This window comes from Propionivibrio pelophilus DSM 12018 (assembly GCF_059569095.1).
In genome coordinates this window covers 73,327-91,351 of record NZ_JCANUT010000003.1, presented here as the reverse complement: position 1 = coordinate 91,351, position 18,025 = coordinate 73,327, and the positions used below count along the sequence as shown (strand labels likewise).

Here is an 18,025-nt window from a genome sequence, read left to right as displayed (position 1 = left end):
TGTGCCAGGGCCGACGAGCGGCGGCAGCGACTGGGCCCGAGTGTCATGCACTCGGGGAATTTCGGCAGCTTGATATTTCCGGAGTTGATTGCACGGTTTTACGCTGTTCCGCCAGCATGCCGCGCTGGCTGATGGGGTTTCCGGTATCCTTCGCACTGGCCGCGCATCGCGGCCGTCGATTGACCCTCCCGCATCGGAACCTCCCATGATCTCCACCGAATGGATCGGCTATGGCGCAGCCGTCCTGACCACTATTTCCTTCGTCCCGCAGGTCTGGCAAATCTGGACGACCCGCCACACCAAGGACATTTCACTGCGCATGTACATCCTGTTTACGGGCGGGGTGAGCCTGTGGCTGTTGTACGGTGTGCTGCTCGGTTCATGGCCGATCATTGTCGCCAACAGCGTGACAGTCGTTCTGGCGGGGACCGTGCTGGCGCTGAAATTGCGCCACGGCTGACGGCCAAGGGGGCTATTGGGCGCGTCTGCGCCAGGCCCACCACAGACGGACGCCCAGCAGCCAGGTGACGACACCGGCGTAGATGCTGACGGTGCCGAAATCGTTCTTGCCGGCCTTGTGCCACCAGTAGTGCAGGATCGCCGCGATGGCGATGACGTACACCAGACGGTGCAACCGCACCCAGTTACGACCAAGGCAGCGCATCATGCCGTTGGTCGAAGTGACTGCCAGCGGGATCAGCAAAACGAAGGCTGTGAATCCCGCAGCAATGAATGGCCGTTCAAGCACGTCCTGCCACATTGCCTGAACATCCAGCATGTGGTCGACCCAAAACCACAGGCTGAAATGCAGTATGGCGTAGAAGAAGCTGTACAGCCCGAGCATGCGCCGGAACCGGATCCATTGCGAGAGCCCGGTGAGCCGTTTCGCCGGGGTCATCGACAGCGTCAGGCAGAGAAAGACCAGTGCCCAAGTCCCCGTCGAGCGGGTGACGAACTCGAACGGATTCGCCGTCAGGTCGTCGTGCCAGCCCAGCCAGACCAGGCGCGCCAGCGGCAGCAAGGAGGCAACGAATACCGCCGGGCGCAAAATGTCGAGGGGGCGCATCGATCGTTCAGTAGTATTTTTTCAAGTCCATCCCGGTGTAGAGCGAGGCGACCTGTTCGGCGTAACCATTGAACATCAGCGTCTTGCGCTTGGGCGGGAAGAGAACGCTGCCGCCGCCTTCGCCGATGCGCTGTTCGGTGGCCTGGCTCCAGCGCGGGTGCGGGACGCCCGGATTGACGTTGGAGTAGAAGCCGTATTCATTCGGCGCGGCGACCTGCCAACTGTTCTTCGGCTCGGTCTCCGTGAAACGGATGCGCACGATCGACTTGGCGCTCTTGAAGCCGTATTTCCAGGGGACGACCAGGCGCACAGGAGCGCCGTTCTGCTTCGGCAGCACTTCACCGTAGAGACCGAACGTGAGCAGCGTCAGCGGATGCATCGCCTCGTCGAGGCGCAGCCCCTCGACGTACGGCCATTCGAGTACCGGGGAAGAAATGCCAGGCATCTGCTTCCTGTCAGCGAGCGAAATGAATTCGACGTACTTGGCGTTGCCGGTCGGCTCGACCTTGCGGATCAGTTCCGACAGCGAAACGCCGATCCAGGGGATCACCATCGACCAGCCTTCGACACAGCGCAGGCGGTAGATACGCTCCTCCAGCGGGGCCAGCTTGAGCAACTCGTCGATGTCGTAAACCTTGGGGTTGCGCACGTGCCCCTCGACGGCCACGGTCCAGGGCCGGGTGATCAGCGTGTGCGCGTGCTGGACGGGATCGCCCTTGTCGGTACCGAACTCGTAGAAGTTGTTGTAGCTGGTGACGTCCTTGTAGCGCGTCAGCTTTTCCTTGGTCGAGTATTGCGCGTTGACGGCCGCCGCGAGTTTGTCGCTGTTGGCGTTGGGCGAGGGGGTCGGCCCAGCGGATTGGGCAAAGGCTTGCCGGGCGAAGAACGGCGACAACGCAGCGCCGAAAGCCCCGGCCGCGGCGGCCCGGATCAACGAGCGGCGCTGCTCGAAGATATCGCGTGGGGTTATCTCGCTGGCCGGAATAATCGGGCTCAGTTGATCTTGGCGGCGCATATCGACCTCTCGACGTTTTTTGACAATACAATAGGCACTTCTTGAAGCGAATCGGACAGGTGCTTCCGTGAAGGTTTTTGAGTGGTTATTGCCGGCTTTGTTCCTTGCGGCGTCTACGGTGGCTGTTGCCGGCCCGGCACCGTGGTATCAGTGGCGCAGCGTGACCGGTGCGACCGTGTGTGCGCAGACCTCGCCGGGTCCCGCGTGGATACGGCTGGAACAAGCGTTTGTCGATCCGCGCTGCCAGCGACGTGATCCGTCGTCGAACAACGCGAAAACGCGAAGCGGCAAGTAATTGAACACGCGCCCTGCGCTGCCGGGGCGCTCTTTTTTTCCCTCTGTTGGATGTCGTTGCCTTGACCGAAGCTGCAAACAACAAATCGCGCGTTCGCCTGGCCGAATGCATGCTGCTGCTCGTGGCATTGATGTGGGGGATGAACCCGCCGGTGATCAAGCTTGGTCTGCAGCATATTCCACCCTTGCCCTACAACGTCGCCCGCATGGTCGTCGGCAGCCTCTTTGCGCTGTTCGCCCTGTGGTTGTCGGGGTCCTGGCGCCGTCCGTCACGTGCGGATCTGGGCGTGCTGGTGCGCACGAGCATCTTCGGTTTCTTCGTTTTCCAGATATTCTTTACCGAGGGCATCCAGCGGACGACCTCCGGCAACGCGGCCTTCATGTTCTGCCTGTTGCCAGTGTTCGTGTTGTTGATGAACCGCTTCTTCGGTTTCGACACGATCAACCGGGCCGTTGTCGTCGGCATGGCCTGTTCAATGGCCGGAATCGTGTTGATCGTCATCGGCGCCGGCAAGGAGGTGAGCCTGGCGGGGCACCATCTGCTCGGCGCGTTTCTCGTGCTGCTCTCGCAGGTAGGCTACGCCTATTACACGGTGTTTTCGAAGGAATTGCTCGAGCGTTATTCGACCTATCAGGTCACCGCGTCGATGATGATCGTGACGACGCTCATGCTGCTGGCCGTTTCCATGCCGGAGATGCGCAGTGTGGCGTGGACGGCGTTGCCGGCGTCGGCGTGGGGAAGCGTGGTGTTCTCCGCGGTTTTCGGCCTCTGTCTCGGCAATTTCCTCTGGATCTGGGGCTCGGGGGTGCTTGGCACTTCGCGTGCATCGGTATTCAATAACCTGACGCCAGTGTTTGCCGTCGTCGCGGCGTACTTCCTTCTCGGCGAGACGTTCGGGCTGATGCAGGTGGCTGGTGCCGTCTGCGTCTTCGGCGGCGTCTACATCACTCGTAATCGTGATCGCTTCCTGCGCCGGAATGCGGTCCCCTCAGAAGTGGAGCGTGCATGACCCTTGGTGGATTGATTCTGCGTTTTTCCGCAGCTTACCTGTTGGCGCTGGTCGGTGGCTTGCTGCTGGCCTTCTATTTCACCCGAAGCAGCACGCTGGTGATCACGAGCGCGGCACTGGCCGCGTCGACGCTTTACGTCTGTCAGCTGTTTCGCCGGCGGAACGGTCGGAACCTCGTCGGGAAGGAAATGGCGCTTGCCTGGCCGGCTTTTCTGCTGATCGACGTTGTCCTGCAGGTGTTGTTGCGTCTAGCCTCCGTGGGTACAGATGCGGCGGGGCTCGACCTCTTGCGGCAGTTTGTCGCTGGCGAACTGATCGTCATGACAGTGCTGCACGGACTGTGCATTCTCGCGTTCATGGCGATGGCCGGGCGGATCAAGGACAAGGCACGTGGCTGACACTGCGATCTTCCGTGCCGGCGTCATGTGGCGGTGGGGTTGTGCGTCGGCGCTCGTTTCCTCGTTCGTTACTGGTGCCACGGCCGAAACTATCGGTTGCGTGACCACCGAATGGAAGCTGCTGGGCGCCAATCACAAGGTGTGCGTGGAATCGTTCGGTGATTCGCTGATTCCCGGTGTGACCTGTCACGTCAGTCAGGCGCGGAGCGGGGGTATCAGCGGCAGCCTGGGCCTGGCGCAGGATCCTTCGCAGTTCTCGCTGGCTTGCCGTCAGACCGGGCCGATCAGCATTCCGGCGAAGCTGCCGAAGAACGCCGTGGTGTTCAGCGAGGATACCTCGATCCTGTTCAAGGAAACGCGCGTCATCCGCATGTGGGACGAGGCGAACCGGACGCTGGTCTATCTGGCGATCAGCCGCAAGCTGATCGAAGGCGCGCCGGCCAACAGCATCTCCACGGTACCCGTGATGCCGTGGGGCGGCCGCTGACGCGGGTATTGCTGGGAATTACCGTTTGCCTGAGCCGCAGACGGCGCGTCGCAGCCGGTCGGCTACGGCCGCCCAGGCCGGCTCCTGGGGAATGTTCTCGACGAGAATGATGTCGTTGCCGCCACGGTCGAGTTCGCGTAGCGCCGAATACAAGGCACGGGCATAACCTTCGGGTGCGTCGGGGAGCAGGCAGAGCGAGAGAACAGCAGGCAGGGGCGAAACGACTGTATGCAGCAGGACGCCGCAACGCTTGCCGGCTTCCTGGAATGTTTCGAGGACTTGCGCGACGTCGCCGGCGGCGACCATTTGCATGGCGGTGCGCGGAGCGTAGTGTGCGTCGAGCGATCCGGAAACGCGGGGCGTGTGAGCGCTTTGCATCGTCTCCGGCAGCTCCGGAAACTCGCCGATGACCTCGGCGATCTGTTCCGGCGTGATGTGGCCGGGGCGCAGCAGACGCGGCGCCTGGCCATTGCGCGAGAGATCGATGATGGTTGACTCTATTCCTACATCGCACGGGCCGCCATCCAGAACCAGGGCGACCGCATCGCCAAGTTCCTCGCGCACATGCGCTGCGTCGGTGGGGCTGATGTGCCCAAAGCGATTGGCCGAGGGGGCGGCGATGCCACACAGTCCATTTTTCCCGCCGCCTGCCTGGGCGTAAGCCCGCAGCAGGGCAAGGGCCAGCGGATGCGAGGGGACGCGCACGCCGACGGTATCCTGCCCGCCAGTGACGGCATCGGGAACGGCGTTCTTGCGGTTGAGGATCAGCGTGAGCGGCCCGGGCCAGAAGGCTTCCGCCAGATCCCACGCTTCCTGCGGAATGTCCTGCGCCCATTGGTCGAGATGGCCGGCGCCGGGCAGATGAACGATCAGTGGGTGGTTGACCGGACGTCCCTTGGCGGCGAATATCTTGGCCACGGCGTCCGGGTTGGCGGCGTCGGCCCCCAGCCCGTACACCGTCTCTGTCGGGAACGCCACGAGCTCGCCGGCTTGCAGCAGCCGAACGGCCTGGTCCAGATCGACGGGCGTCGTGTTGTCGTTCATGTCTTGGTTAAGGCAGATCAGGCAGAGTCTTGGAGAGAACTTTTTCCGTCTGTTGCTTGCGGAAGTCGCTCAGTTTGCCGGCGATGGTGGCATCGCCCAAGGCCAGCATGGCAACGGAGAACAGGGCCGCGTTGGCCGCGCCGGCTTCGCCGATGGCAAAGGTCGCCACGGGAATGCCGCCGGGCATCTGCACCATGGCCAGCAGCGAATCGAGTCCTTGCAGGTGCTTGGAAGGCATCGGTACGGCGAGCACGGGGAGTTCGGTCTTGGCTGCGAGAACGCCGGCCAGGTGCGCGGCGCCGCCGGCCGCGCCGATCAGGATCTTCATTCCCCGTTGTTGCGCGGTGACAGCGTATTCGAGCGCGGCGTCCGGCGTGCGGTGCGCCGAGAGAACCTTGGCCTCATAAGCGATGCCGAATTTCTTCAGCGTTTCGGCGCAGGCACGCATGACCGGCCAGTCACTGTCCGAGCCCATTACGATGCCAACAAGCGGTTGATTCGACATTTTCGTCTCCTGATTCTGAAAAAACGTTGGATTAGGCGTTGGCCGCACGTTCCGCGCTTTCCAGCGTATTCGCCAGCAGCATGGTGATCGTCATCGGGCCGACACCGCCAGGAACCGGCGTGATGAACGCGGCGACTTCCTTGGCCGATTCGAAATCGACATCGCCACAAAGTTTCCCGTCCGGGAGACGATTGATGCCGACGTCGATGACCACTGCACCGGGTTTGATCATGTCGCCGGTGATCATCTTCGGCTTGCCAACGGCAGCAACCAGAATGTCCGCGCGCTGGCAGTGCGCCTTCAGGTCGCGGGTTTGCGAGTGACAGACGGTAACCGTGGCGCCTGCGTGCATCAGCAGCATGGCCATCGGCTTGCCGACGATGTTTGAACGGCCGACGACGACGGCTTCCTTGCCCTTGAGGCTGATGCCTGCCTCCTCGAAAAACTTCATCGCGCCGTATGGCGTGCACGGGATGAAGCAGGGTTGCCCCTGCATCAGGGCGCCGACGTTCTCCGCGCGGAAGCCGTCGACATCCTTCTCCGGAGCGATCGCGTCAAGAACGGCGTCCGCGTCGAAATGTTTGGGCAGGGGCAACTGAACGAGAATGCCGTGAATTTTCGTGTCGGCATTAAGCTCCGCGATCTTCTCGAACACGAGCTGCGGCGCGACGTCGGCGGGAAAGGTGTATTTTTCCGAGTGAAATCCGGCTTGGGCGCAGGCATTGACCTTGTTGCGTACATAAACCTGCGAGGCCGGGTCTTCGCCGACCAGGATCACCGCCAGACCGGGGCGAATGCCCTGTGCCGCGAGTTCTTCGGCGCGCAGCTTGAAATCGGCGCGAAGTTTTTGTCCAAGGGCGTTACCGTCAAGAATTTGGGCCGTCATGGGAATATCCAAAGGTTGTGCGGGCAATGGTGGAGCTGAAAAAACAAAACCCGATAGCGGGCTATCGGGTTTGTGTTTTGGCGGAGACGGAGGGATTCGAACCCTCGATACAGGTTTATGCCCGTATGCTCCCTTAGCAGGGGAGTGCCTTCGACCTCTCGGCCACGTCTCCGGAAGGGCGCGATGATAGCCTTTCCGATCCTTCTGGTCAAACCAAAAAGCAGTTGATTATTCCGCCTGTTCGAGACCGAAGGCCTTGTGCAGAACACGTACGGCCAGTTCCAGGTATTTTTCCTCGACGACTACGGAAATCTTGATCTCGGAGGTGGAGATCATCTGGATGTTGATTCCCTCTGCGCCAAGGACGTTGAACATCTTGCTGGCGACGCCCGGATGGGAGCGCATGCCCACGCCCACGGCGGAAACCTTGCAGATCTTGTTGTCGCCAACGACCCCACGGGCACCCAGCTTCTCTGCCGAACTCTTGAGAATGTCCATGGCTTTGGTGTATTCACCACGGTTGACGGTGAACGAGAAATCGGTCGTTCCATCGTGCCCGACGTTCTGGATGATCATGTCGACATCAATGTTGGCATCGGCGATCGCGCCGAGTACCTGGTAGGCGATGCCCGGACGATCGGGGACGCCGAGTACCGTCAGCTTGGCCTCGTCACGATTGAAGGCGATACCGGAAATGATGGGCTGTTCCATTTGATTGTCTTCCTCAACAGTAATCAGAGTACCTTCGCCTTCATCCTGGAAGCTGGAAAGTACGCGCAGTTTCACTTTGTATTTGCCGGCGAATTCGACCGAGCGGATCTGCAGGACTTTCGACCCGAGGCTGGCCATCTCCAGCATTTCCTCGAAGGTGATGGTCTCGAGCTTGCGTGCCGCGGGTTCGACGCGCGGGTCGGTGGTATATACGCCATCCACGTCGGTATAGATCTGGCACTCGTCGGCCTTCAGTGCTGCGGCAAGCGCAACGGCTGAGGTGTCCGAGCCGCCGCGGCCCAGTGTGGTGATGTTTCCGTCTTGGTCCGCGCCCTGGAAGCCCGCGACGACGACAACGTTTCCGTCAGCGAGATCCTTGCGAATCTTCTGGTCATCGATTTGCAGGATCCGTGCCTTGGTGAAGGTGCTGTCGGTGAGCACTCTAACCTGGGGGCCGGTGTAGCTTTTGGCTTTCACGCCTTCTTCTTTCAGTGCCATGGCCAGCAAGCCGATCGTGACTTGTTCTCCGGTCGACGCAATTACGTCGAGTTCCCGAGGGTCGGGGGCCGTCGAGATTTCTTTCGCCAGGCCGATAAGCCGGTTGGTCTCACCGGACATTGCCGACGGGACCACGATGATGTCATGCCCCTGTGCTTTCCAGCGGGCCACCCGTTTGGCAACGTTCTTGATCCGGTCCGTTGATGCGACCGACGTGCCTCCAAACTTCTGAACTATCAGAGCCATGCACAATCCCAGCAGTTAATACGAAGACCGAGGATTCTAACGTATCAGTTATTTGAAACACAAGGCAATTTTCGGATCCGGGACCGGCTTTGAACTTGCCCAGAAAGCATGAATAAATGCCACTTGCAATCGCATATGTTCATGTTCTATACTGGCCGCAATATAACGAAAGTTATATATCCAAGGTTTGGATAAAGACGAGGCCCGGTCAAGGGCGATTGGCCTGTTTTGGGGGGTCAGGACACATGAAAGGACATGCTATGAGCACTGTAAAAGCGAATGAAAAAGCCATAGAGCCGCGCGAAATTCGCCGCAAGCTCGGTCTGAACCAGCAACAATTCTGGTCGAAAATCGGCGTGACCCAAAGTGGCGGGTCGCGCTACGAAAGCGGGCGGAATATGCCGCGTCCGGTCCGCGAGTTGCTGCGCCTGGTTCACGTCGAGCAGGTGGATATTCAGCGGGTCAAAAAGGAGGACGTCGAGATCATCGACTATCTCAAGAGCGAAGACCCCGATCTTTACAAGACCTTGAAGAAGGCGGCCAAGGCCAAGAAGAAAGCGGCCTGACGCGTTACGGGGTTACACGAACGTCAATTCCCGTTGCCTCGATGCGGCGGGCGAACTGAGAAAGGCTTTCGGTACTGAGTGCCGAAAGCCTTTTTGCATCCGGCTGTAGGGATGGCCGGGCAAGACCGTAAAGCAATACCCCCTTTATTTCGTCCTTGATTGTCGCGATAAGCTCAAGGTAGGCGCCAAACTCCTGTTCGTCGATGCCCTGGCCGTCAATCGCAAAGAAACAGGTTTGCACCCAGGTCGGTGCAAGACCGGCGCAGGTGATGACAGCTTTTCGTATTCTATCGGGTGTGGTGGTGATGCCGTTGATCTGCAGGGTTCCCGCTTGCGATGCCCGGTCGATCTTGAACCAGACTTCCCCGCCGCGTTCTCCGATCAAAGCGATTCCTTCGCGAACGTAGGGCTTGTGCAACAGGCTGCCGTTGGTGATCAGCCTCAGACGCACTTTGGTTGATAGGCTAAATTCGTCGAGAACGTCTCCGGCAATGCGTACGGCTTCAGGAAAGGCTGATGCGCTGGTCGGCTCCCCGTTTCCCGAAAAGGCGACGTCGACCAGTGTTCTCGCCTCCGGTGGGGCGTTTCGGAGCAGATAGTCCCCCGAGGTCGCGCTCAACAGGAATGTCCTGAGTTCCGATTCCAGTTGGTTGAGATCGATTTCTGGGGCGGCGCCTCTGGTGAGATTGGGGACCTGGCAATAGATGCAAGCCCAGTTGCACGCATTGTTGGTATTCAGGTTGATGCCGACGGAGACCCCTCCGGCTCGTCGCGAAATGACCGGATAGACGTATTTCATTCCGGCGCTATCCCGGCTGTGGTCGTTGATGTTCAAGGTCGCAGGCATGTTGTGTTGTATCGTGTCGTGAAAGTGCGTGAAGCCCCGATGATATAATCGGCTCCGTAATTTTTCCCGAGGAAGTCATGCGCATTACCCGTCGCCTCGAATTCGATGCTGGTCATCGAATTCCCGATCACAAGAGCCAGTGCAGGCATTTGCACGGGCATCGCTACGTGCTCGAGGTGACTCTTTCCGGCGGGGTCATCCGGCGGGCAGGAGATCCTGCGAACGGGATGGTCATGGATTTTTCGGAGGTCAAGTCGCTGGCGTGCCGGCATGTGGTAGACCTTTGGGATCATGCTTTCCTGGTCTATGCCGGCGATGTGGCGGTGGTGGAGTTTCTGGCGTCCTTGCCGGAGCACAAGACGGTGGTTCTGGATTGTATTCCGACAGCGGAAAATCTCGCTGAAACAGCCTTTCGCATCCTTGATGCCGTTTATCGTGATGTCTACGGTAATCAGTTGCGGCTGGAACAGGTGCGTCTCTACGAGACTCCAAACTGCTGGGCGGATGCCTTGCGCAAGTAATGTCCGGTTGAATTCCGGGTGTGGATCAGGCTGATTTCACGGTGTGCATCAGATAGTTGACTGCGGTGTCGTTGCCTAGCGAGTATTTCTGGCTGAGCGGGTTGTACGTCATGCCGATCAGTTCGTCCGGTTGAAGCTCGACGCTCTTTGCCCAGCGTGCCAGTTCCGATGGTTTGATGAACTTTGCGTAGTCGTGGGTCCCCTTGGGGAGCATGCGAAGAATGTATTCGGCCCCGAGTATGGCGAAGACGTAGGCTTTCGGGTTGCGGTTGATCGTGGAAAAGAACACGTGTCCTGATGGCTTTGCCAGCGCAGCGCAGGCGGCGATGGTGCTTGCTGGATTGGGGACGTGTTCCAGCATTTCCATGCAGGTGACGACGTCGAACGTTCCGGCGGCCTGGGTGGCCAGTTCTTCCGCGGAGATCATTCGATAATCGACTTTCTTGCCGCTTTCCAGGAGGTGTAGCCTGGCTACGCCGAGTGCTTTTTCGGAAAGATCGATTCCCGTTACAATGGCGCCGGTCTCGGCCATGCTCTCGGCCAGAATGCCTCCACCACAACCGATGTCCAGAACCGCTTTTCCGGCCAGTTTGGCATGGTCGTCGATCCAGTTCAGTCGCAGCGGATTGATTTCGTGAAGCGGGCGGAACTCGCTGTGAGGATCCCACCAGCGGTGGGCAAGCTGGCTGAATTTCTCGAGTTCGTGCGGGTCGGCATTATTCATTTTCGTCAGCTTCGCAAATGGGTCGAAATAAAAAAGCCCTGCCGGAGCAGGGCTTTTCCAGTGACGTGCAGTCTTACTTCTTGGTGCCGATGATTTCGATATCGACACGACGGTCAGGCTGCAGGCAAGCGATAACCTTCGCGCTCTTCGGTCCCTTGCACTGATCCGGCTTGGTGACGGGCTGCTTGCTGCCCTTGCCTTCGGTGTAGATGCGGTTGGCCGGGATGCCCTTGGCAACCAGGTAGTCCTTGACCGAAGCGGCGCGCTTCTCGGACAGCTTCTGGTTGTAGGCGGCGCTACCGATGCGGTCGGCGTGACCGACAGCGATAACAACCTCGAGGGTCAGTTGTTGCGATTTTGCAACAACGTCGTCGAGTTTGGCTTTGCCTTCCGGACGGAGGGTTGCCTTGTTGAAGTCGAACAACGCGTCGGCAGCGACAGTCACCTTTTCGCGAGCCGGGGCTGCGGCGGGCTTGGCGGCGGGCTTGGCAGCCGGAGCGGGAGTTGCCTTCGGCTCGCAGACTTCCTTCGGCAGGAGGTCCTTGTCGCACTTGCAGCCGGCCGGATCCTTGGCGGCAGCTGCCGGGGTCCAGTAGTTGGTGCGCCAGCAGAGGCCGAACGGATCCATAACGACTTCGCCGCGGCCATCGATCGCGTAAACACGATCCACAGCTTGAGCTTGCGCCAACGAGGCGCAGAGACCAAGGGTAGCGGCCATCAAGGCCATCAGGGTATGTTTTGCTGTTTTATTCATCTTGATTCACCTCGTTAGTTAGAGCCAGCGGAATCGTCCGGTCGGCCGGTTCATTGTTGAAAATACTAGGTCGAGCATTTTACGGACGGATTTGATTCTGCCATAAAGCCGCGAGATTTTTCAACTCGATTTCTCCGCCGGAAAGCAGCAATCCGTCGCAAACACGCGCCTTCCCAGCCACCCAAACGTCTGATACATGCTCACGTCCTGCCGTATAGGCGAGAAGTGATGCCTGATCGTAGCACGGTGCTAATGCAACGTCATCAATTCTGATTGCGCACAAGTCCGCGGCCTTGCCGATTTCGATGCTGCCGGTTTCCGCGTCCAGTCCCAGCGCTTTTGCGCCGTTCAGGGTCGCCATTCGCAAGGCTTGGTGGGCCTCGACGGCATCGGCCTGACCGCTGCTTCCTTTGGCGAGTAGTGATGCGAGTCGCATTTCCTGGAGGATGTCCAGGCGGTTGTTGCTGGCTGCGCTATCCGTGCCCAGGCCGACATTGACCCCCTTTTCAACGAGTTCCGTGAGTGGGCAGATCCCGCTGGCGAGCTTCAGATTGGACGTGGGGCAGTGCGCGACGGAAGCGCCGTTTTCCGCCAGCAAGGTGATCTCTTCGGAGGTGAGATGTATGGCGTGAACTCCGATCAGTGCCGGTCCGAGTATCCCCAGTTTCTTGAGGCGCTCTATCGGGCGCACGCCGTGCTGGCGCTCGCTTTCTTCAATTTCATTGCGGGTTTCGTGGAGGTGGAGATGGATCGGAATGTCGCACTGTTCCGCCAGCGTAAGAACTTGGGAAAAGCTGCGGTCGCTTACGGTATAGGGGGCGTGCGGCGCGAGGCAGAAGCTGATCAGCGAATTGTCTTGAAACTCGTCGCGAACGGCGAGTCCCTTGGAGAGGTAGTCCTCGCAATCCGCTGCGTAGGCGGTCGGAAAGTCGATGACGATTAGCCCGAGTGCTGCGCGCATGCCCATGCCCAGAGCGGCTTTGACCGCGGCTTTGGGGAAGAAATACATGTCGTTGAAGCAGGTGATGCCGGAACGAAGCATTTCGGCGCAAGCCAGTGCCGTGCCGTCATGCACGAATTGTGCTGAGACGTGTTTGGCTTCAGCGGGCCAGATGTGGTTCTGCAGCCAATCCATCAGCGGGAGATCGTCGGCAAGGCCACGCAACAGGGTCATTGCCGCATGGGTATGGAGGTTGACCAGGCCCGGAATGAGGATGTGGTCGTTCAGTCGCTTGACTTCTTTGGGTGCGAAGCGCGATCGGGCTTCCCTGTGTTGCAAAATTGCAACAATTCGCCCGCCGTGCACGGCAATCGAGTGGTTTTCCAGTACGGTTCCGGCGGGTTCGACGGGGATGACCCACTTGGCTTCAATGAGCAGGTCAATGGGATCGGCTGCGTGCATAAGAAAGTGCCTTTCGATATCGGGTTCGGGTCGGGAGCCACAGGGGGCAGCGTGCTAGAATTACCTGTTTATCAGAACGACAACAAGACCGACGCCAGCGTCTGGGGCTGCCGCATTGCCGGTTATCGAATTGGAACAGACCGTGGAAACCTTCGCAAAAGAAACACTTCCCATCAGTCTTGAAGACGAGATGCGTCGTTCGTATCTCGATTATGCGATGAGCGTCATCGTCGGGCGTGCGCTGCCGGATGCTCGTGATGGCTTGAAGCCGGTACATCGCCGCGTCCTGTTCGCCATGCACGAACTGGGCAACGACTGGAACAAGGCGTACAAGAAATCGGCCCGCATTGTCGGTGACGTGATCGGTAAGTACCATCCGCACGGCGATACGGCGGTCTACGACACGATCGTGCGCATGGCGCAGGATTTTTCGCTGCGCTACATGCTGGTCGATGGTCAGGGTAATTTCGGTTCGATCGATGGTGACAACGCGGCGGCGATGCGTTACACGGAAGTGCGCATGGCGCGCATCGGGCACGAACTGCTGGCTGACATCGACAAGGAAACGGTCGATTTCGGGCCGAACTACGATGGTTCCGAGCAGGAACCTTTGATCCTGCCGGCGCGTATCCCGAACCTGTTGATCAATGGCTCGTCGGGTATCGCCGTGGGCATGGCGACGAACATTCCGCCCCACAACATCAACGAGGTGATCGACGGCTGTCTGGCGCTGTTGCACCACCCGGAGATGACGGTCGACGAGTTGATCGAGATCATTCCGGCGCCGGACTTCCCGACGGCCGGAATCATCTACGGCGTATGCGGTGTGCGCGAGGGCTATCAGACCGGTCGCGGCCGTGTGGTGATGCGTGCCCGTACCCATTTCGAGGACATCAAGGGAAGTCAGGACCGGCAGGCGATCATCGTCGATGAGTTGCCGTACCAGGTGAACAAGCGGTCGCTGCTGGAAAAGATCGGCGAACTGGTCAACGACAAGCGGATCGACGGCATCGCCGACCTGCGCGACGAGTCGGACAAGTCCGGTATGCGCGTGGTGATCGAACTCAAGCGCAACGAAGTGCCGGAAGTCGTCCTGAACTGTCTGTACAAGCAGACGCAGTTGCAGGACACCTTCGGCATGAACATGGTGGCGCTGGTCGATGGGCAGCCACGCTTGCTCAACCTCAGGCAGATGCTCGACTGCTTCCTCTCGCACCGACGCGAGGTCATCACCCGTCGCACGGTTTACGAACTGCGCAAGGCGCGGGAGCGGGCGCACATCCAGGAAGGCCTGGCGGTGGCGCTCGACAACGTCGATGAGATCATTGCCATGATCAAGGCTTCGCCGACGCCGGCCGATGCACGCCGCGGCCTGATGGCGCGGCTCTGGCAGTCGGCGACGGTGGGCGAGATGCTGCAGCGCGCCGCGCTGGATGCTACCCGCCCCGAAGGGCTGGCGATGGAGTACGGTCTCTCGAAGAGCGGCTATCTGCTGTCCGAGGCCCAGGCCCAGGCCATCCTCGAGCTTCGCCTGCAGCGGCTGACCGGGCTCGAGCGTGACAAGATCGTCGGCGACTTCGCCGACCTGCTCGAGAAGATTGCCGACCTGATGGACATCCTGGCGCGTCCCGAGCGCATTACCGAAATCATTTCCGAGGAGCTTGAGCAGATCCGCGCGCAATTCGGCGACAAGCGCCGTTCGGAGATCGTCCTGGACACGCAGGACCTCGGCATCGAGGATTTCATTACGCCGCAGGACATGGTCGTGACGCTGTCGCACACCGGCTACATCAAGTCGCAGCCGCTCGCTGATTATCGGGCGCAGCGGCGCGGCGGGCGCGGCAAACAGGCGGCGAGCGTCAAGGAAGACGATTTTGTTGACCATCTGTTTACCGCCAACACCCACGATTACATCCTTTGTTTCTCCAGTCGCGGACGGCTCTACTGGCTCAAGGTCTACGAAGTGCCGCAAGGCGCACGGACCGGACGCGGCAAGCCGATCGTCAACATGTTCCCGCTCGAAGAAGGGGAGAAGATCAGCGCCATCCTGCCGATCAAGGAGTTCGTCGAGGATCGTTTCGTCTTCATGTGCACGGCGCAGGGGACGGTCAAGAAGACGCCGTTGTCCGACTTCTCCAACCCGCGCAAGGCCGGCATCATCGCCGTGGCGCTCGATGAGGGCGATTACCTGATCGGTGCGGAAGTGACCAATGGCACGCAGGACATCGTGCTCGTCTCGGATGGCGGCAAGGCGATCTGGTTCGACGAGGAAGACGTCCGGCCGATGGGACGCACGGCACGCGGCGTGCGTGGCATGAAGCTGGGTGATGGGCAACAGGTGCTGTCGTTGCTGGTTGCCGACAACCACCAGGAAACCGTGCTGGTGGCGACCGAGAACGGCTTTGGCAAGCGCACGGTGCTGGCCGACTTCCGTCACTCCGGTCGCGGTACGCAGGGGGTGATCGCGATCGCCGCCAGCGAGCGCAACGGCAAGGTCGTTGCTGCGCGTCTGGTCAAGGACGAAGACGAGATCATGCTGATCACCACCGGCGGCGTGCTGATCCGGACGCGGGTCGCGGAGATTCGCGAGCTTGGCCGGGCGACGCAGGGCGTGACCCTGATTTCCCTCGACGAGGGCGAAAAACTCGCCGGCCTGGAGAAGGTGGTCGAGTCCGAAGATGACTCCGAGAGCGCCGATGGAGATGAAAGCGGTCACGAAGGCGCTCTCGAAGAGACGCCTGACGGGGAATGATCGGTTCGTAGGGGAGGCAGGATTGCCTTTCCCGGTGAATTTTTGACGAGAGAGTGTCTGCACTGACATGAGCGACGACCTGAAGACAGAACTAGCCGTCGTGCGCGGCGAAATCGATGCCATCGACGCGCAACTGCTCGATCTGCTCAACCGTCGGGCGCGCTGCGCGCAAAAGGTCGGCGAGATCAAGGAAGCGCACGGTGACGCCGGATTCATCTATCGACCGGAGCGTGAAGCGCAGGTGTTGCGGCGCGTTCAGGAATTGAATCAGGGGCCGCTGCCCGATGAGAGCGTCACTTGGTTTTTTCGCGAAGTCATGTCGGCCTGCCTGTCGCTGGAGAAGCCCCTGGGGGTGGCCTTCCTCGGGCCGCTGGGTACCTTCTCGGAGAGCGCGGCAACCAAGCATTTCGGTCATGCGGCGCGCTTGTCGCCGCAGGGGTCGATCGATGACGTGTTCCGCGAAGTCGAAGCCGGCCACGCCGATTTTGCCGTCGTGCCTGTGGAAAACTCGACCGAAGGGGCGATCGGACGGACGCTGGACCTGTTGATGACATCCCCGCTGAAAGTCTGTGGCGAGGTTGTCCTGCGCATCCACCAGCACCTGTTGTCGAAGGAAACGTCGCTCGACGCGATCGGCAAGGTTTACTCGCATGCCCAGTCGCTGGCGCAGTGCCACGAATGGCTCAACCGCTCGCTGCCGAATGCGCAGCGCATCCCGGTAGGCAGCAACGCGCAGGCCGCGCAACTGGCGGCAGCGGAGCCTGGCGCCGCGGCGCTGGCCGGCGAAGCGGCGTCGCAACGCTACGATCTGCCGATGCTGGTCAGCAACGTCGAGGACGAACCGAACAATACGACGCGTTTCATCGTTCTCGGGCGACAGGAAAGCGGGTCGTCGGGGCGCGACAAGACCTCGCTGATCATGTCGGCCCCCAACCGCACCGGCTCGCTCTGCGAACTTCTCGCCCCGCTGTCGGATGCCGGAATGTCGATGACCCGCCTGGAATCGCGTCCGGCTCGCCACACGCTGTGGGAATACGTCTTCTACGTCGACATCGAAGGGCACAAGGATGATCCGACCGTGGCGAAAGCGCTGGCGGAGCTGGCTGGGCGAGCAGCCTATTTGAAGGTGCTCGGTTCGTACCCGGTCGCCGTCTATTGATCAACCCGTTATGTGAGGTTTTCGCATGTCCATCTGCGATCAGTCGTTACCGTATGTCCGTGCCATTTCTCCCTACCAGCCTGGCAAGCCGATCACCCAGCTGGCTCGGGAAATGGGTATCCCCGTCGAGCGGATCATCAAGCTGGCGTCCAACGAGAATCCTCTCGGGATGAGTCCGAAGGCGCGGGTGGCGCTGGAAAAGGCGGCGGGTACGCTGGAGCGCTATCCGGACGATTTCGAACTGAAGGCGGCTGTCGCCGAGCATACCGGCTTCGGCATGGAACGCATCGTTCTTGGCAACGGTTCGAACGATCTGCTCGACATGGCGGCGCGGGTGTTTCTTGCGCCGGGGCGGTCCACTGTCTTCTCGCAGCACGCCTTCGCGGTCTATCCGCTGGCTTCCCTGTCGGTTGGCGCCGAACTGATCGCCGTCCCGGCCAAGGACTTCGGTCACGATCTCGACGCGATGCGCGCGGCCGTGCGTCCGGATACGCGCTTGATCTGGATCGCCAACCCGAACAATCCAACCGGCACTTTTGTGTCGTATCCGCAGTTGAAGGCGTTCATGCAGTCGGTTCCGGCCGATGTCGTCGTGGTGCTGGACGAGGCCTACAACGAATACCTTCCCCCGGATGTTCGGGAAGACTCGAAGGAATGGCTGGCCGAGTTCCCCAATCTCCTCATTACGCGGACCTTCTCGAAGATTTACGGGCTCGCCGGATTGCGCATCGGTTATGGATTGACCTCTCCGGAAATCGCCGATCTGATGAACCGGGTCCGGCAGCCGTTCAACTGTAACAATCTGGCGCTGGCCGCGGCGACGGCCGCGCTGGGCGACCACGAGTTCGTGGCGCGCAGCCAGGAGCTCAACCGTGCGGGGATGGCGCAACTCAACGAGGGATTCAAGCGGCTCGGTTACGAATTCATTCCCTCCTATGGGAACTTCGTTGCTTTCCGGGCGGGAGATGCGGTGGCGGTCAACCTGAATCTGTTGAAGCAGGGCGTCATCGTTCGTCCGGTGGCCGGCTACGGGATGCCCGAGTGGCTGCGCGTGACCATCGGGACCGAGGCGGAGAATCGCCAGTTCCTCGAGGCGCTGGAAAAGGCGCGCGGATGAGAGCGGGCGAATGAGAGTGCGCG

Annotated in this window: 20 protein-coding genes and 1 tRNA gene; 10 read left to right on the top strand and 11 right to left on the bottom strand. The window is 60.4% G+C overall.

Annotated features, from left to right (window positions below):
* The first annotated feature begins 205 nt into the window (after positions 1-205).
* Positions 206-460, top strand: a complete 255-nt coding sequence (locus tag BO74_RS02890; RefSeq protein ID WP_496439862.1) for a SemiSWEET transporter — start codon at positions 206-208, stop codon at positions 458-460.
* A 12-nt stretch (positions 461-472) separates the two neighbouring features.
* Here the strand turns inward: BO74_RS02890 and msrQ are convergent, their stop codons facing one another.
* Entirely contained in the window at positions 473-1,066 is a 594-nt protein-coding gene (gene msrQ, locus BO74_RS02885; protein ID WP_496439860.1) for a protein-methionine-sulfoxide reductase heme-binding subunit MsrQ, read from the bottom strand.
* Between the two features lie 7 nt (positions 1,067-1,073).
* On the bottom strand, positions 1,074-2,081 hold the full coding sequence (gene msrP / locus BO74_RS02880; protein WP_496439859.1) for a protein-methionine-sulfoxide reductase catalytic subunit MsrP: 1,008 nt from the start codon (positions 2,079-2,081) through the stop codon (positions 1,074-1,076).
* Positions 2,082-2,148: 67 nt separating this feature from the next.
* Here msrP and BO74_RS02875 point away from each other — a divergent pair, with 67 nt between their 5' ends.
* The 4 genes from BO74_RS02875 to BO74_RS02860 all read left to right on the top strand — a co-directional run bounded on the left by BO74_RS02875 (position 2,149) and on the right by BO74_RS02860 (position 4,270).
* The gene (locus BO74_RS02875; RefSeq protein WP_496439858.1) at positions 2,149-2,376 is read left to right on the top strand and encodes a hypothetical protein; all 228 of its coding nucleotides are present in this window, start codon (positions 2,149-2,151) and stop codon (positions 2,374-2,376) included.
* Positions 2,377-2,437: 61 nt separating this feature from the next.
* Complete coding sequence (locus BO74_RS02870) at positions 2,438-3,385, top strand: DMT family transporter (protein WP_496439857.1); 948 nt, start codon at positions 2,438-2,440, stop codon at positions 3,383-3,385.
* Positions 3,382-3,783 (top strand): ABZJ_00895 family protein, encoded by a 402-nt coding sequence (locus BO74_RS02865; RefSeq protein WP_496439856.1) that lies wholly within the window; start codon positions 3,382-3,384, stop codon positions 3,781-3,783. Before BO74_RS02870 ends, BO74_RS02865 begins: the two co-directional genes overlap by 4 nt.
* Positions 3,776-4,270, top strand: a complete 495-nt coding sequence (locus BO74_RS02860) for a CreA family protein (RefSeq protein WP_496439855.1) — start codon at positions 3,776-3,778, stop codon at positions 4,268-4,270. The genes BO74_RS02865 and BO74_RS02860 overlap by 8 nt, the downstream gene beginning before the upstream one ends.
* Before the next feature lie 18 nt (positions 4,271-4,288).
* On the opposite strand, the gene BO74_RS02855 is transcribed toward BO74_RS02860, so the two are convergent.
* From BO74_RS02855 to BO74_RS02835, 5 genes are all read right to left on the bottom strand, one after another.
* Positions 4,289-5,314 carry an L-threonylcarbamoyladenylate synthase gene (locus BO74_RS02855; protein ID WP_496439853.1) on the bottom strand — a complete coding sequence of 342 codons (1,026 nt, stop codon included), beginning with the start codon at positions 5,312-5,314 and terminating at the stop codon, positions 4,289-4,291.
* A gap of 7 nt (positions 5,315-5,321) precedes the next feature.
* Complete coding sequence (gene purE / locus BO74_RS02850; RefSeq protein ID WP_496439851.1) at positions 5,322-5,819, bottom strand: 5-(carboxyamino)imidazole ribonucleotide mutase; 498 nt, start codon at positions 5,817-5,819, stop codon at positions 5,322-5,324.
* Between the two features lie 31 nt (positions 5,820-5,850).
* Positions 5,851-6,705 carry a bifunctional methylenetetrahydrofolate dehydrogenase/methenyltetrahydrofolate cyclohydrolase FolD gene (gene folD, locus BO74_RS02845; protein WP_496439850.1) on the bottom strand — a complete coding sequence of 285 codons (855 nt, stop codon included), beginning with the start codon at positions 6,703-6,705 and terminating at the stop codon, positions 5,851-5,853.
* A gap of 78 nt (positions 6,706-6,783) precedes the next feature.
* Positions 6,784-6,877 (bottom strand) — tRNA-Ser (locus BO74_RS02840).
* Positions 6,878-6,933: 56 nt separating this feature from the next.
* Entirely contained in the window at positions 6,934-8,160 is a 1,227-nt protein-coding gene (locus BO74_RS02835) for an aspartate kinase (protein ID WP_496439849.1), read from the bottom strand.
* 260 nt (positions 8,161-8,420) lie between these two features.
* Here BO74_RS02835 and BO74_RS02830 point away from each other — a divergent pair, with 260 nt between their 5' ends.
* A complete protein-coding gene (locus BO74_RS02830) occupies positions 8,421-8,726 on the top strand; it encodes a helix-turn-helix domain-containing protein (protein WP_496439848.1) in 306 nt (101 codons plus the stop codon).
* 4 nt (positions 8,727-8,730) lie between these two features.
* Here BO74_RS02830 and BO74_RS02825 read toward each other — a convergent pair whose 3' ends face one another.
* Positions 8,731-9,573, bottom strand: coding sequence for a radical SAM protein (locus BO74_RS02825; RefSeq protein WP_496439846.1), 843 nt, complete (start codon positions 9,571-9,573; stop codon positions 8,731-8,733).
* 77 nt (positions 9,574-9,650) lie between these two features.
* Here BO74_RS02825 and queD point away from each other — a divergent pair, with 77 nt between their 5' ends.
* Positions 9,651-10,094 carry a 6-carboxytetrahydropterin synthase QueD gene (gene queD, locus BO74_RS02820; protein WP_496439844.1) on the top strand — a complete coding sequence of 148 codons (444 nt, stop codon included), beginning with the start codon at positions 9,651-9,653 and terminating at the stop codon, positions 10,092-10,094.
* Between the two features lie 25 nt (positions 10,095-10,119).
* Here the strand turns inward: queD and ubiG are convergent, their stop codons facing one another.
* The 3 genes from ubiG to BO74_RS02805 all read right to left on the bottom strand — a co-directional run bounded on the left by ubiG (position 10,120) and on the right by BO74_RS02805 (position 12,974).
* Entirely contained in the window at positions 10,120-10,818 is a 699-nt protein-coding gene (gene ubiG, locus BO74_RS02815; protein ID WP_496439999.1) for a bifunctional 2-polyprenyl-6-hydroxyphenol methylase/3-demethylubiquinol 3-O-methyltransferase UbiG, read from the bottom strand.
* Positions 10,819-10,891: 73 nt separating this feature from the next.
* Positions 10,892-11,572, bottom strand: a complete 681-nt coding sequence (ompA, locus tag BO74_RS02810) for an outer membrane protein OmpA (protein ID WP_496439842.1) — start codon at positions 11,570-11,572, stop codon at positions 10,892-10,894.
* Positions 11,573-11,651: 79 nt separating this feature from the next.
* A complete protein-coding gene (locus BO74_RS02805) occupies positions 11,652-12,974 on the bottom strand; it encodes a TRZ/ATZ family hydrolase (protein ID WP_496439841.1) in 1,323 nt (440 codons plus the stop codon).
* A 142-nt stretch (positions 12,975-13,116) separates the two neighbouring features.
* On the opposite strand from BO74_RS02805, the gene gyrA reads away from it, so the two are divergent.
* The 3 genes from gyrA to hisC all read left to right on the top strand — a co-directional run bounded on the left by gyrA (position 13,117) and on the right by hisC (position 18,002).
* Positions 13,117-15,726 carry a DNA gyrase subunit A gene (gene gyrA, locus BO74_RS02800; protein ID WP_496439839.1) on the top strand — a complete coding sequence of 870 codons (2,610 nt, stop codon included), beginning with the start codon at positions 13,117-13,119 and terminating at the stop codon, positions 15,724-15,726.
* 67 nt (positions 15,727-15,793) lie between these two features.
* The gene (gene pheA, locus BO74_RS02795; RefSeq protein WP_496439838.1) at positions 15,794-16,885 is read left to right on the top strand and encodes a prephenate dehydratase; all 1,092 of its coding nucleotides are present in this window, start codon (positions 15,794-15,796) and stop codon (positions 16,883-16,885) included.
* A gap of 25 nt (positions 16,886-16,910) precedes the next feature.
* On the top strand, positions 16,911-18,002 hold the full coding sequence (hisC, locus tag BO74_RS02790) for a histidinol-phosphate transaminase (RefSeq protein WP_496439837.1): 1,092 nt from the start codon (positions 16,911-16,913) through the stop codon (positions 18,000-18,002).
* Positions 18,003-18,025: the final 23 nt, after the last annotated feature.

Excerpts from the sequence above, each read along its gene's own strand:
- purE (WP_496439851.1), bottom strand. The coding sequence starts at position 5,819 with ATGTCGAATCAACCGCTTGTTGGCATCGTAATGGGCTCGGACAGTGAC.
- BO74_RS02835 (WP_496439849.1), bottom strand. The coding sequence starts at position 8,160 with ATGGCTCTGATAGTTCAGAAGTTTGGAGGCACGTCGGTCGCATCAACG.
- BO74_RS02805 (WP_496439841.1), bottom strand. The coding sequence starts at position 12,974 with ATGCACGCAGCCGATCCCATTGACCTGCTCATTGAAGCCAAGTGGGTC.
- BO74_RS02830 (WP_496439848.1), top strand. The coding sequence starts at position 8,421 with ATGAGCACTGTAAAAGCGAATGAAAAAGCCATAGAGCCGCGCGAAATT.
- BO74_RS02865 (WP_496439856.1), top strand. The coding sequence starts at position 3,382 with ATGACCCTTGGTGGATTGATTCTGCGTTTTTCCGCAGCTTACCTGTTG.
- queD (WP_496439844.1), top strand. The coding sequence starts at position 9,651 with ATGCGCATTACCCGTCGCCTCGAATTCGATGCTGGTCATCGAATTCCC.
- ubiG (WP_496439999.1), bottom strand. The coding sequence starts at position 10,818 with ATGAATAATGCCGACCCGCACGAACTCGAGAAATTCAGCCAGCTTGCC.
- ompA (WP_496439842.1), bottom strand. The coding sequence starts at position 11,572 with ATGAATAAAACAGCAAAACATACCCTGATGGCCTTGATGGCCGCTACC.
- msrQ (WP_496439860.1), bottom strand. The coding sequence starts at position 1,066 with ATGCGCCCCCTCGACATTTTGCGCCCGGCGGTATTCGTTGCCTCCTTG.
- pheA (WP_496439838.1), top strand. The coding sequence starts at position 15,794 with ATGAGCGACGACCTGAAGACAGAACTAGCCGTCGTGCGCGGCGAAATC.
- msrP (WP_496439859.1), bottom strand. The coding sequence starts at position 2,081 with ATGCGCCGCCAAGATCAACTGAGCCCGATTATTCCGGCCAGCGAGATA.
- BO74_RS02855 (WP_496439853.1), bottom strand. The coding sequence starts at position 5,314 with ATGAACGACAACACGACGCCCGTCGATCTGGACCAGGCCGTTCGGCTG.
- BO74_RS02825 (WP_496439846.1), bottom strand. The coding sequence starts at position 9,573 with ATGCCTGCGACCTTGAACATCAACGACCACAGCCGGGATAGCGCCGGA.
- hisC (WP_496439837.1), top strand. The coding sequence starts at position 16,911 with ATGTCCATCTGCGATCAGTCGTTACCGTATGTCCGTGCCATTTCTCCC.
- folD (WP_496439850.1), bottom strand. The coding sequence starts at position 6,705 with ATGACGGCCCAAATTCTTGACGGTAACGCCCTTGGACAAAAACTTCGC.
- BO74_RS02890 (WP_496439862.1), top strand. The coding sequence starts at position 206 with ATGATCTCCACCGAATGGATCGGCTATGGCGCAGCCGTCCTGACCACT.